The following is a 12,774-nucleotide window of genomic DNA, read 5'->3' on the forward strand; positions in this document are numbered from 1 at the left end:
CTATTTTCTATCGATTCGACATTACTATGAAGGAGTGATGATAGGTGAGCAGTGTACCTTAGTACAAATGGCCTTATTGGCGTTAGCAGCAGAAGAACTTCAAAGCTGTTTATTGTAATGTGTCTCGGACAAGCTACAAGCCGCATGTATGAAAGAATCAGCAGAAAATTTTATATTGATTATAATTTGCGAACCGAAATAGTAATGTCGTGAACAACTAGCCTAATACATAACAAGAGAAAACAAGCTATATCAGCCGGACAATTGCCAGAGTCAAGCTTCTATGAAATTACGTATGTTTTACTATAGAAGATTTGCGACGGCACTTCTAACTTAGGGTGATTCTCCTATATACAATCCATATGCGGCAATGATCCAAGCGGCGTTCAACTCCTTTGAACGCTTTTTGGTGATAGATCAGCTCTCGCAGCATGCAGGGCAAGTCTTCTAGGAGCAACACATTATGCAGAAGCGAGATGATGAACCATGAGCATCGTCATTCAACAACGCCTGATTCCGGATGGCAGTCCGAACAAGCCGAGCAAGCCTATGACACCACAGTGGATTACGATCCACAACACAGACAATACAAGCGGAACAGCGGAATCGCACGCGCGCTACTTGTTAGATGGAAGTGGTGGGAGACAAGCATCATGGCACTATACGGTGGATGACAAGGATATTTATCAGCATCTGCGTGAGAATGAGCAGGGATGGCACGCGGGCGATGGCAATGGACCAGGCAACACGACAAGCATTGCTATTGAGGTATGCATGTATACGGGCATGAATCAAGATGTGGCTTGGAATAACGCAGCGTGGCTCGTGGCAACACTGATGTTGCGCTATAAGCTTACGATTGATCAAGTTGTGCCGCATAAGAAATGGTCAGGCAAGCAGTGCCCTTCGCAGATTCTCCCGTACTGGAGCCAGTTCATTATTTTAATTAAGGGGCAAGTACAGCAACTTCAGAATGGAATTCGCATTCTAGTCAATGGACAAGAAGCAGCGCAGGGAATAATGAAGGAAAATGTCGTATACGGTCCGATTCGTGATATGGGTTCAGCATTGGGTCTTTCTGTTGGATGGGACAATACGAAGAAGGTCGCGTATCTCAATAATATCTCTCAGCCAAATAGCATCATTCTGAATGGCAGTGCCTATGTACCTGTTCGAGCAATTGCCGAATCCATAGGGGCCAGCGTCACATGGAATGGAACAGAGAGAATTGTCAGCATCCAGCGCTAGGATAAGAAGGAAGGGGAGCGTAGAAGATTTGCGTTCGTATCTCGTGTACCATAGGTTAATTTATTGGAGTAAAGTGGTAAAGGGGCGGATGTCACCCCTTTTTTCTTTCTATATAGTCTTTTAAAAAAAGTTATCAGAAAAATGAAAAATATAATTGCGAATTATAAATATTTTCCATCATTTTACTACCTGTAGGCTGATTCAAATGATACAATGTTTAGGAAAATATATCCTTCACAAAAAAATCGAAAATGAGAGAGGGGAATTATGTGGCAAAAAAGAAATGGATGTCATTTATGCTGCTCTTGGTACTAATGGGATCGCTGTTATCAGCGTGCGGTGGTTCAAGCACAACGACGAATCCGCCGAAGGATGAGCCCAAAAATACCGAACCAGCGAAAACGGAAGAGCCAGCGAAGGAGAATACGGCTCAGACCCCGAAAGATGGAGGTACAATCACGTTAGGTACCTTCTCGGATATCGTTTCGGTGAACCCATTGTACGTAAGTGATACTTCATCCGGGGATGCTGAAATCTTGATCTTCTCCAGCCTGTACGATCTTGACCGTCAAGCGAACGTAGTCGTAGAGCCTTGGTCTCTCGCGGCTGAGCCTCCTCAAATCAGTGAAGACTTGAAGACCTACACGGTCAAATTGAAGCCAGAAGCCAAATGGAGCGACGGCCAACCAGTAACAGCGGATGATTTGATCTTTACCATTAATACGGTACGCAACCCAGAAGTAGGTTCCCCAGGTATTAGCCAATTCGAACATGTTGAATCGGTAACGAAGATCGATGGACACACTGTTCAGATCAAGTTAAAGCAAGTATTTGCCCCATTCCTCTACTCTCTTAGACTTAAACCAGTGCCATATCACATCTTGAAGGATGTTCCGATTACAGAATTGAAGAAGCATCCATACGGTTCCAAACCAGAGCAGACTGTAACGAACGGTCCTTGGAAATGGACTGAATGGAAGCAAAAACAATACTTAAGCTTTGACGCAGACCCGAACTACTGGGGAGCGAAAAAACCTCACATCCAGAAAGTCATCTACAAAATCTACGCAGATCAAAATACAGAAGTGCAAGCTCTCATCAAGGGAGATGTCGACTCTGTATCAGCGATTCCAGTCACCCAACTAGCAGCTGTTCAAGCTCGCGACAACCTCAACGTCATCTTGGCACCAGGACCACTCTACGAATACATGGGCTTCAACTTTAACAAAATGAACTTCGATAATAAAGAAAGCTTCTTTGCTGGACAGAAGACAAGACAAGCGATCGCTCACGCGCTTAACCGCCAAGGCATGGTCGACAATATCCTTAAGGGAACAGGTAAGTTGATGAACTCGCCATTCCTGCCAGGTTCATGGGCAGATCCAGCCGAAACTGCAGTAGTTTATAACTATGATGTGGAATTGGCGAAGAAGCTGCTGGCTGAAGATGGATGGAAGGCTAGCACTGAAGGTGGAATTTTAGAGAAGAACGGCGTCAAGTTCTCCTTCGAACTTCAATACAATACAGGTAATAGCCGCCGCGAACAGGTTGCTGCTGTTATCCAACAGAACTTGAAAGATATCGGCATTGAAGTGAAGCCGAGAGGCGTTGACTTTGCTGCTTGGCAAGAGCAGAACATTGTACCGGGTAAATTCCAAGCTATTTTGGCGGCATGGTCATTAAATGATCCAGATCCGAACGCAGAAAGCATTCTCTCCTCAAAGTTCTTCCCGCCGAACCAAAATTCGGGTTGGTATAAAAACGAAAAACTCGATCAATTGTGGGTAAAAGGTTACTCTGTCGCTGATCAAAACGAGCGTAAGAAAGTTTACGCAGAGATCGGTAAAGAAATCACAACGGATCTTCCTTATGTATTCATGTATCAATATGGTACACCACAGGGCTTGAACCCTCGTGTGAAATATGCGGAAGAAGACAGACCTGAACCAGGACTCGCATATGGATACATGTTCCGCATGATCAACTGGTGGGTAGAATAAAATACCAAGCACAGGTTGAATATGCATGATGAGGGGAGGGGGTTGCTTGCCCCTTCCTCTTTTATATGGATGTGCTAATACATGAATTCACACGATACGATTTAGGAGGATTTCCTATGACGGAGTATCTGATCCGCCGTGTACTACAGTCACTCTTAGTGCTGTTTTTGATCTCCATCGTTACCTTTGGACTCATTCATGCAGCACCAGGAGGTCCGACGCAAATCTTTCTGTCGCCGGGACTGTCTCAGGAAGCGGGTAAAATACAAGCGAAAAATCTCGGCTTGGACAAGCCGATTCATATCCAATATATTCGCTGGGTGGGAGACCTGTTGAAGGGTGATTTGGGGAAAACCTTCAAGAATAATCTCCCAGTAGGTGATATACTCTGGCCGACGGTGAAGAATACGGTTGTTCTGATGAGCGTTGCATGGCTGCTCTCCTTAATCATTGCGATCCCCTGGGGGATATACAATAGTACGAAGGAGTATGGGTTATCCGATCAGACAGCTTCATTTATTTCGTATGTTGGGTTTGCAATGCCGCATTTCTGGTTCGGTATTCTTTTGCAGAGTTATTTTTCTATTAAATTGGACTGGCTTCCCTTATCCGACATGTATTCGATGGGGAAAGAGGGAGATATTCAGGATTTATTCATGCATCTGATTCTGCCTGTAACGGTTCTTACATTAGGTTTCTTGGCTTCTTATGTGAAATATTCCCGATCCAGTATGCTTGAGGTGCTAGGACAGGACTACATTCGAACAGCGAGAGCGAAGGGAATGAAAGAGAGAAGAGTCATTGCCCGTCATGCTCTGAGGAATGCACTCATCCCGATCATCACAATTCTTGGCTTGGATCTGCCAATTCTCATTGCGGGAGCAACCATTACGGAGAGTGTGTTTAACTGGCCGGGAATGGGGCGGCTGTTCGTCGATATGGCAGTGTCACGCGAGTATTCCGTTCTTATGGCGATTACTCTTATTACAGCGGTTATCGTCGTTATTGGCAACTTGATAGCGGACATTCTGTATGCCATTGTTGATCCGCGCGTTCAATTGGGCAAAGGGGGCATGTCGGCATGAGTACAGCGAGTTTGCAGGATGCTCAGCTCGAACCGGATAAGACCCGTGGGACAGGCCCTCATAAGTCGGAGAAGCCGACAAGTATGACCTTAATGGCATGGAAGAAATTTTTGAGCAATCCATTTGCAGTGGTTGGAGCCATCGTCCTATTGTTCTTTGTCGCCATTGCTGTATTTGCCAAATATATTGCCCCGTATGACCCAGCAGCGATCGATATGTTGAAGTCAAGTTTGCCATCGGGCACTCCTGGTCATCCACTTGGAACGGATGAATTGGGAAGGGACATCTTGTCACGGCTTATCTATAGCAGTCAAGTGTCGTTATCAGTCGGCTTTTCTGTTGCCTTTATCTCGGTTGTCATCGGAACGATCATCGGCTCGATTTCCGGATATTTCGGTGGCTGGATCGATACGATTTTCATGAGATTTGTTGACGTTATGAACTCTACTCCAACCTTGTTCCTGAATATCTTGGTACTCGCCATCTTCGGCGCGAAGTTCAGCTACATGATATTGATTCTGAGCTTTACAAGCTGGATGGGCTCGGCAAGACTTGTAAGAGGAACATTCCTGCAACTGCGGGAGATGCAGTATGTGGAAGCGGCAAGGGCGATCGGTGTGTCCAGTTGGGGGATTATCGGCAGGCATTTGCTTCGCAATGCTACGGCCCCTATTATCGTAAACGCTACCTTAATGGTAGGCGGGGGAATCCTTGCTGAGTCAGGACTATCTTATCTCGGTTTAGGGGTACAGCTTCCTGATACGAGCTGGGGTTTGATGCTTAGCAACGCACAGCAATTCATGCTTGTCGATCCGACGCAAGCGCTTTATCCAGGAGCATGTATTTTTATTGTCGTGCTGGCGGTCAATTTTATTGGTGACGGAATCCGTGATGCATTTGACCCACGCAAGAAAGAGAAAATTCCACGTAGGAGGGTGCAGCAATGGCGGGAAAACTTCTTGAAGTCCAAAATCTGACCACAGGCTTTGTGACGGAGCAGGGCATTGCGAAGGCAACAGATCGGATATCTCTTAGCGTGGAGAAAGGTAAAACACTCTGTATTGTAGGTGAATCCGGCAGTGGTAAGAGTGTCGCTTCCCTTTCGATTATGCGATTGATCGACTATGCAGGAGGAACTATTTTCGAAGGCAGCATTCGTTTTAATGGCGAGGATCTGTCAACCAAATCGCAAAAGGAAATGATCAACGTTCGCGGGGAAAAGATTTCGATGATCTTCCAAGATCCGATGTCGGCGCTTAACCCGGTATTTACGATTGGCGATCAAATTGCAGAAAGTTTGCAGCTTCACCAGAAGCTAAGCAAGAAGGAATGTTGGGATCGGGCGATTGACATGCTGCGCATGGTCGGGATTCCGGATCCGGAGATGCGAGCGAAGCAATACCCGCACGAGATGTCCGGAGGTATGCGGCAGCGGGTTGTTATCGCGATGGCACTCGTGTGCAAGCCAGAGCTGCTTATTGCGGATGAGCCGACCACTGCGCTGGATGTTACCGTTCAGGCGCAAATTCTTGATCTGCTGCAGCGCCTTCAGCAAGAACTTGGCATGGCGATTGTGCTGATTACCCATGATATGGGCGTGGCAGCGGAGATGGCTGATCGTATTGCGGTTATGTATGCCGGAAAAATTGTGGAGGAAGGCAGCGTTGAAGAAATATTTGATCGTCCTTCCCATCCATATACAGTAGGTCTCTTGAATTCGATTCCGGGTTTGGAAGGAGCAAGAGGCGAGGAGTTATACACGATTCCAGGAACAATCCCGAGTATCAACAACCTGCCTTCGGGCTGCCGCTTCAATCCACGCTGTGCGAAGGTGGAGGAGAAATGTCGGCATCACGAGCCTGTGCTGGTGGAAATTCGAAGTAATCATCAGGTGGCATGTTGGCTATACGACAGCGATAATGACGGACAATCCGAGGTGAAGCGCACATGATGGATCAATCATTGATTGAAGTTCGCAACCTGAAGAAGTATTTCCCGATCAAGACGGGTCTCTTCAACCGGGTGGTTGGTCATGTTAAGGCTGTAGACGATGTTACCTTCAGTATTACTAGAGGGGAAACGTTCGGTCTCGTCGGCGAATCGGGCTGCGGCAAATCAACACTAGGTAGAGCTATTCTTCAATTACAGAAGCCAACAAGCGGTGCTGTATTCTTTGACGGGAAGCAGATACAAGGGATGAATACGAAGCAGCTGCGATTGATGCGACAGGATATGCAGATTATATTCCAAGATCCGTTCGGTTCCTTGAATCCCCGTATACACATTCGAGATATTATTGGAGAGCCGCTTCGTGTGCACCATAAGGCATCTTCCAGTGAAATCGATAAGCGTGTAGTGGAGCTGATGGAACTGGTCGGATTGGATCCAGTCCGACGCAACCGTTATCCGCATGAATTCTCAGGTGGTCAGCGCCAACGGATAGGCATAGCTCGGTCGATTGCGCTTAATCCGAGCTTTATCGTAGCAGATGAAGCCGTATCGGCGCTGGATGTGTCCGTTCAATCCCAGGTGCTGAACCTGCTCATGAAGCTGCAGAAGGAACTGGGACTGACCTTCCTCTTTATCGCGCACGGTCTGAATGTAGTACGCCATATTTCCGATCGAATCGGGGTCATGTACCTTGGCAAGTTAGTCGAAGTGGCTCGCACAGAAGATTTGTTTGCGAATCCTAAGCATCCGTATACCGCGGCACTGTTGTCAGCGATTCCTAGACCGAATCCGCACTATAAGAAGGAGCGAATTGTCCTGCAGGGAGATGTGCCATCTCCGGCGAACCCGCCTTCCGGGTGCCGCTTCCATCCACGATGTGCATTCGCTCAAGAGAAGTGCCGGCTCGTAGCGCCGGAGTTGGAGACGGTTGGCTCAGACCGGCAAGTGGCTTGCCACTTCCCGTTGGAAGCAGCTCCAGCATCGATCTTGGCATAATAGAATATACCCATAAAGGCCGGGCCAATGTACCGTGTGGTTATTATGGCATTGTGGGGGACTTATATAATGCTTCTTTCTTGCTGCGATATGAGAACACGATTCTCTGCAGCAGGAAAGAGGCTTTATTCTTTTTTCGATGCTCGATTTAATCCTGTCAATGTTATGGACGTATGGTCACTCTTGTATGGATGGGGACAAGAGCTGCCAATTGGAGGACATCCTCATTGTACATGCGGATACAGCCGTGAGATACGTAGTGCCCAATGGAGGAAGGATCATTCGTTCCGTGAATGCCGTAATGGGGCTTCGACAAGCCCATCCAGAAGACGCCAAATGGGCCGCCCGGGTTCGGCTCTTTGTTAATGATCGTATATTCCCCTGTAGGGGTTTGGGTTAACATCTTGCCGACGCCCACAGGATATTCCCTTACAACGACATCTCCGTCCAGTAGGTATAACCTGCGATCAGACAGATCGACAATAATTCGATATTGTGGCATACGCCCAACTCCTCTTGAACAGCATATGCGATAGCAGGAATGGGGGTTCATCGAATGAATAAGCGTGCAGTGGAAGTGCCTGTCGGCGGTTCACGGTACGCTTATTCTGATTCATGTCGTCTTATTGTATCGAACTCATTGCTCTTTTGAATCCATTGCTTTATTGAACGATCCTGGCTTATTTGCTCTGTGTGAGAGAGTTGCATTAGACTAGATATGATGACTGCTATAAGAAAATCATGACGTAGAAGTGCAACTAAGCGGGGGCAACGGTGTTTAACAGAACAACTATTAATGCGGATCGTATTTCATATCGATCATATTTAACAATGTTCATTATCAATAGAGATCCTAATCTATAGGGTTCATATTTAATAGAGATCATAGTTACCGAAGGAAATTGAGATAGAAAGCGGTGATAAGGCAACGTAGCAATCGTCAATCATTTACATAGTCGAAGAAAAGGAAAACATACAGGATTGGAATTTTGCCACCAAAGGGGAACAAAGGCATGGAACGGGCTAACATATTGCTGGTCGATGATGAGGAAGAAATGACGGTGTTCGTACGTGATTCATTGGAGGATGACGGGTATTCGGTACGCACGGCACACAATGCGGATCAGGCGCAGCGGCTTATTACGGAACAGTCGCCCGACCTAATTGTACTCGACGTTATGATGCCTGGCACGGATGGAGTGGAATGGTGTAAGCAGGTTCGAGAAGCGGTTGCTTGCCCGATTCTATTTGTCAGTGCGAGGGTGAGTGAAGCAGAACGTATATACGGTCTAGCGGCAGGGGGCGATGATTATATTAGCAAGCCATTTAGCTTGCGTGAGCTGAAGGCGCGCATTGAAGCGCATCTTCGAAGAGAACGACGCTATGTGCGGCAGCAGGATAATCATGAGCAAGTACTCATATTTGGAGCATTTACAGTGGATGTGAAGGGGATGGAGCTTCGTTATGAAGGCAAGCGATTGCCGTTAACAAGCAGGGAGTTCGCGATCGTAGAACTGCTTGCTCTCCATCCGGGACAGGTATTTGCACGCGAGCATATTTACGAACAGGTATGGGGTATGGACGCCCTTGGAGATGATACGACAGTTACGGAGCATGTGAAGAATATTCGGGCGAAGATGGCAGCAGTTCACACGCCATCGCGCTGGATTGAAACCGTATGGGGCATCGGCTACAAATGGAAGGTGCAGGAATGAGCATGCACTCCTTTAAACGTCAGTTTATTACATACTTTGTGTGGGTAATCGGTACGAGTCTGGCACTGACGATTGTTGTATGGGGAGCCTTCATATGGATGCAATCGTATGACGACGGCGTGCTCAGACCTGCCAATTACTATGAGAAGCAGATTCCGCCCATACGCAAGTTAGTAGAATCAGAAGGGGAACGCTTGCTGGATAAGGAAAATCAATCGCTCATCGAACGATTAGTAGATGAGAAGGGGATACGTTACGCAGTTGTTGATCGAACAGGTCAATATAGATATGGATCGCTGCCTGATCCGAACATACGTGGTGGGCGCGAACTGATTTCCCTACTCAATGCAAGCGGGATGACGGGAATGGGGCGTGCTCGCAACGTATTGCCTATCGTCAATCAGTCAGGCGAACTGCAGGGAGCTGTAGTCATCAACTACACACTTTCTGTTGGCGTCACTGTGCGATCGAAGCTAGGCCCTTACTTCGGACTGTTAGTCATCGCGGTCTTATTTTCACCTTTTCTATTTGTCATTCTATTTGCATGGCTGTTCGGTCGAAGGTTCGGCCACAAGCTGAGCCGCCCCATCGAGGAATTAATAGAGGGCACGAGACGGGTTCAGCAGCGGGATCTGGATTTTAGCTTCTCCTATGAAGGTACTTCGGAAATGGCTCAACTCATGAAGGCATTCGACGAGATGAGGCGGGAGCTATATTTGTCTCTGCAACGTGAGTGGAAGATGGAGCAGCGGCGGCGCGAGATGGTAGCTGCGCTCGCACATGATCTGCGTACCCCGCTCGCAATCGTGCAAGGTCATGTAGAGGGTTTGCTGGATGGTGGAATGAATCGTCCGGATCGTCTGCAGCGATATTTGACGACGATTGATAAGAATACAAAGCGGGCCATTCGGCTCGTGCAGGAAATGAATCAGGTGTCGGAAATGGAGTCACCGCAGTTCCGTTTGAACCGAAAGCCAGTAGAGATGAATCGATTTATGGAAGAGATCGCACAGGATATGCAGCAGTTGTGCGCGGAACAGCAGATTGAATTCCATTGCATCCCACCTGCAGATCAACAAGCAGAGGGAGCGCTGCTTCTCGATGGGGATCGTCTGAGACAGCTTATGGACAATCTGCTCGCTAATAGCTTACGCTTCACACCTTCAGGCGGCACAATTACGTGGAAGGCGGAATGGAAAGCGCATGAGCTGGAGATGTCGATTACAGATACGGGAACTGGATTCCCAGCACATATGCTGGATTCCGTATTTGATAAGTTCGTTCAAGGCGACGCATCACGTTCGCAATATCAAGGGCATGCCGGACTTGGGTTGTATATGGCGAAGCTCATTATGCGTAAGCATGGGGGAGGCATTCAAGCAGCGAATACGCCTGAAGGAGGGGCACGTATCACACTCAGTTTCCCATTACGTAGATAGCAAAAGAGTTGACAGCTGAAGAGCAGTAGCAACAGAATGCAACAAGTATAGCGAATAATCTATGTCATTTTGTGCAAATCTACTTTATATATTATACTAGTCCATGATTTTAGAAATAGAGAGGAGCAACCTCATGTCATCTATTCGTATAGGTATTGTAGGTTACGGTAACTTAGGCAAGGGCGTAGAGAAATCGATCCGCCAAAATTCAGATATGGAGCTCGTTGGCATTTTCACACGTCGCAGCCCAGAATCCATACAAGCAGAGGTTCCTGTCTTTTCACTCAATGATGCGGAATCTTACAAAGATAAAGTAGATGTAATGATTTTGTGCGGAGGCTCTGCAACGGATCTTCCAGAGCAAGGTCCTGAGCTTGCACGTATGTTCAACACGGTGGATAGCTTTGATACACATGCGCGTATACCTGAATATTTCGCATCTGTCGATGAAGCTGCTCAAGGAAACGGACATGTTGCAGTTATCTCGACAGGTTGGGATCCAGGCTTGTTCTCCTTGAACCGCTTGTTGTTCGAATCTGTTCTACCAGAGGGCAATGAATACACATTCTGGGGACGTGGCGTGAGCCAAGGTCACTCCGATGCAATTCGCCGTGTAGAGGGCGTTAAGAACGGTGTACAATACACAATTCCTTCCGAGGAAGCTGTTGCGAAGGTACGTCAAGGGGAGAACCCTGAATTGTCCACTCGCGAGAAGCATTTGCGTGAATGCTTCGTTGTAGTAGAAGAAGGGGCGGACAAGGCTCGCATTGAGCAAGAAATCAAGTCCATGCCGAACTACTTCGCAGACTACGACACAATCGTGAACTTCATCAGCGAAGAAGAGCTGAAGACGAATCACTCTGCAATGCCTCACGGCGGTCTTGTATTCCGCAGCGGCGTGACTGGTGAAGGCACATCGCAAATTATGGAGTTCGGTCTGAACTTGGGCAGCAACCCTGAGTTCACAGCGAGCGTTCTCGTTGCTTATGCTCGTGCTGTATATCGTCTGGCACAACGCGGCGAGTCCGGTGCGCGCACAGTATTCGATATTCCATTCGGCCTGTTGTCTCCGAAGTCTCCGGAGCAGCTCCGCAAGGAATTACTGTAATAAGGTAACGTAAATAAGTCGGATCGAACCCTTGATATTTCGGGGCTATTCGTTAATAGGAAGGGGTTGTCCCAAGTCGCTCTAGACTTTTGGGACAGCCCCTTTTTATTCGAATGTTCGAGGCTGTTAGGAATAAGTGATGCCTTCCCCTTCTGCTACGAAGCCTTCGATTACCTCTTGGCAGAGGCTGTCGATTCGCGTACGATGAGCTTCGTTGGTAGCAGTAATTCCATATATGGCTCATGCTTGTGTTCCATGCGCCAGAAAAGTCGTTCGACAGCTTTGCGACCAAATTGGTTGAGATCAATCCCCATTGTGGTTGTCATCGGCGTGGCTAAACGAGACAACTGGCCATTGTCAAAACTGCAAATAGATATGTCTTTCGGCACTTGGAAGCCGAGCTGATGAAGAGTTGAGTTAAGGAGAAATCCAAGACCATCGTTAACACAAAACCAAGCAGTCGGTTGAGTACCTATAGATTTCATCGTCTGCATTACATATTTGGGTTCCTCGAGTGCATTCTTCACAATCCACTCCGGATTCGCGGCGATGCCCTTATCGTGAAGTGCTAATCGATATCCATCTAACCGCTCATGATAGCTCGGCGAGAAACTGATATTCCCCATAAAGCCGATATGCCGGTGCCCTAAATCGTATAGATGCTGAACGGCTTCGTAAGCGCTGAAGCGATTGTTTGTTAGGATGCAGTCCGCATGAATAGCGGGATGGTGGTGATCAATGAGCACTGTCGGTATTCCAGTTGCAATAACCGCATTGGTATAAGATGTGCTGAGGTGTGACAAGATTATAATACCATCTACATCCTTATTTTCCAAAAAAAGAGGCAATACAAGCTCGCGTTCCGTTTCTTCATTTATGGATTGAATAAGCAGATGTTTGCTTCGTCTCCTCGTTTCCTGTTCTACACTCAAATATATCTCCCCAAAGAAACTTTTTTGCGCAAATGCGAAATCCGAAGCAATGAGTGCGATGTTGCCGGATTGTTCAGATAGCCGTTTCTTGCGTGCAGAAGGATACTCATAACCCATTCTTTCCGCTGTTTCAATAATCAGTCGACGCGTTTCTTCGCTGACGCCATCTTTCCCGGAAAGAGCTTGGGATACGGAGTTTTTTGAAATATGGAGAAAATCAGCAATATCCTGCATCGTTATTTTCGTTCTCATAAATAGGTTCGCCCTTCCTTTCATTCATTATCATAACTGTAAGGTATCA

Annotated in this window: 11 protein-coding genes; 9 read left to right on the top strand and 2 right to left on the bottom strand. The window is 47.2% G+C overall.

What is annotated here, in order from left to right; genetic code table 11:
- The first annotated feature begins 486 nt into the window (after positions 1-486).
- The 6 genes from ABN764_RS12690 to ABN764_RS12715 all read left to right on the top strand — a co-directional run bounded on the left by ABN764_RS12690 (position 487) and on the right by ABN764_RS12715 (position 7,279).
- On the top strand, positions 487-1,248 hold the full coding sequence (locus ABN764_RS12690) for an N-acetylmuramoyl-L-alanine amidase (protein WP_446672078.1): 762 nt from the start codon (positions 487-489) through the stop codon (positions 1,246-1,248).
- Between the two features lie 296 nt (positions 1,249-1,544).
- Positions 1,545-3,248, top strand: a complete 1,704-nt coding sequence (locus tag ABN764_RS12695) for a peptide-binding protein (RefSeq protein ID WP_175460771.1) — start codon at positions 1,545-1,547, stop codon at positions 3,246-3,248.
- Between the two features lie 116 nt (positions 3,249-3,364).
- On the top strand, positions 3,365-4,333 hold the full coding sequence (locus tag ABN764_RS12700) for an ABC transporter permease (RefSeq protein WP_142545255.1): 969 nt from the start codon (positions 3,365-3,367) through the stop codon (positions 4,331-4,333).
- Positions 4,330-5,310, top strand: a complete 981-nt coding sequence (locus ABN764_RS12705) for an ABC transporter permease (protein ID WP_021256267.1) — start codon at positions 4,330-4,332, stop codon at positions 5,308-5,310. Before ABN764_RS12700 ends, ABN764_RS12705 begins: the two co-directional genes overlap by 4 nt.
- On the top strand, positions 5,277-6,284 hold the full coding sequence (locus tag ABN764_RS12710; RefSeq protein WP_446672079.1) for an ABC transporter ATP-binding protein: 1,008 nt from the start codon (positions 5,277-5,279) through the stop codon (positions 6,282-6,284). The genes ABN764_RS12705 and ABN764_RS12710 overlap by 34 nt, the downstream gene beginning before the upstream one ends.
- Positions 6,281-7,279 carry an ABC transporter ATP-binding protein gene (locus ABN764_RS12715; RefSeq protein ID WP_446672080.1) on the top strand — a complete coding sequence of 333 codons (999 nt, stop codon included), beginning with the start codon at positions 6,281-6,283 and terminating at the stop codon, positions 7,277-7,279. The genes ABN764_RS12710 and ABN764_RS12715 overlap by 4 nt, the downstream gene beginning before the upstream one ends.
- A gap of 163 nt (positions 7,280-7,442) precedes the next feature.
- On the opposite strand, the gene ABN764_RS12720 is transcribed toward ABN764_RS12715, so the two are convergent.
- Positions 7,443-7,781 (bottom strand): L,D-transpeptidase, encoded by a 339-nt coding sequence (locus ABN764_RS12720; RefSeq protein WP_021256264.1) that lies wholly within the window; start codon positions 7,779-7,781, stop codon positions 7,443-7,445.
- A gap of 511 nt (positions 7,782-8,292) precedes the next feature.
- Between ABN764_RS12720 and ABN764_RS12725 the strand changes: the two genes are divergently transcribed.
- The 3 genes from ABN764_RS12725 to ABN764_RS12735 all read left to right on the top strand — a co-directional run bounded on the left by ABN764_RS12725 (position 8,293) and on the right by ABN764_RS12735 (position 11,541).
- Complete coding sequence (locus tag ABN764_RS12725) at positions 8,293-8,994, top strand: response regulator transcription factor (protein ID WP_446672081.1); 702 nt, start codon at positions 8,293-8,295, stop codon at positions 8,992-8,994.
- A complete protein-coding gene (locus tag ABN764_RS12730; protein ID WP_446672082.1) occupies positions 8,991-10,433 on the top strand; it encodes a sensor histidine kinase in 1,443 nt (480 codons plus the stop codon). Before ABN764_RS12725 ends, ABN764_RS12730 begins: the two co-directional genes overlap by 4 nt.
- Positions 10,434-10,566: 133 nt before the next feature.
- A complete protein-coding gene (locus tag ABN764_RS12735) occupies positions 10,567-11,541 on the top strand; it encodes a diaminopimelate dehydrogenase (RefSeq protein WP_021256261.1) in 975 nt (324 codons plus the stop codon).
- 170 nt (positions 11,542-11,711) lie between these two features.
- Here ABN764_RS12735 and ABN764_RS12740 read toward each other — a convergent pair whose 3' ends face one another.
- On the bottom strand, positions 11,712-12,725 hold the full coding sequence (locus ABN764_RS12740; RefSeq protein WP_251485709.1) for a LacI family DNA-binding transcriptional regulator: 1,014 nt from the start codon (positions 12,723-12,725) through the stop codon (positions 11,712-11,714).
- Positions 12,726-12,774 lie beyond the last annotated feature (49 nt).

This window comes from Paenibacillus wuxiensis, from assembly GCF_040195695.1.
Classification (GTDB): domain Bacteria; phylum Bacillota; class Bacilli; order Paenibacillales; family Paenibacillaceae; genus Paenibacillus_B; species Paenibacillus_B suaedae.

Coding starts and splice junctions, on each gene's coding strand:
- ABN764_RS12690 (WP_446672078.1), top strand. CDS start 487: ATGAGCATCGTCATTCAACAACGCCTGATTCCGGATGGCAGTCCGAAC.
- ABN764_RS12695 (WP_175460771.1), top strand. CDS start 1,545: ATGCTGCTCTTGGTACTAATGGGATCGCTGTTATCAGCGTGCGGTGGT.
- ABN764_RS12700 (WP_142545255.1), top strand. CDS start 3,365: ATGACGGAGTATCTGATCCGCCGTGTACTACAGTCACTCTTAGTGCTG.
- ABN764_RS12705 (WP_021256267.1), top strand. CDS start 4,330: ATGAGTACAGCGAGTTTGCAGGATGCTCAGCTCGAACCGGATAAGACC.
- ABN764_RS12710 (WP_446672079.1), top strand. CDS start 5,277: ATGGCGGGAAAACTTCTTGAAGTCCAAAATCTGACCACAGGCTTTGTG.
- ABN764_RS12715 (WP_446672080.1), top strand. CDS start 6,281: ATGATGGATCAATCATTGATTGAAGTTCGCAACCTGAAGAAGTATTTC.
- ABN764_RS12720 (WP_021256264.1), bottom strand. CDS start 7,781: ATGCCACAATATCGAATTATTGTCGATCTGTCTGATCGCAGGTTATAC.
- ABN764_RS12725 (WP_446672081.1), top strand. CDS start 8,293: ATGGAACGGGCTAACATATTGCTGGTCGATGATGAGGAAGAAATGACG.
- ABN764_RS12730 (WP_446672082.1), top strand. CDS start 8,991: ATGAGCATGCACTCCTTTAAACGTCAGTTTATTACATACTTTGTGTGG.
- ABN764_RS12735 (WP_021256261.1), top strand. CDS start 10,567: ATGTCATCTATTCGTATAGGTATTGTAGGTTACGGTAACTTAGGCAAG.
- ABN764_RS12740 (WP_251485709.1), bottom strand. CDS start 12,725: ATGAGAACGAAAATAACGATGCAGGATATTGCTGATTTTCTCCATATT.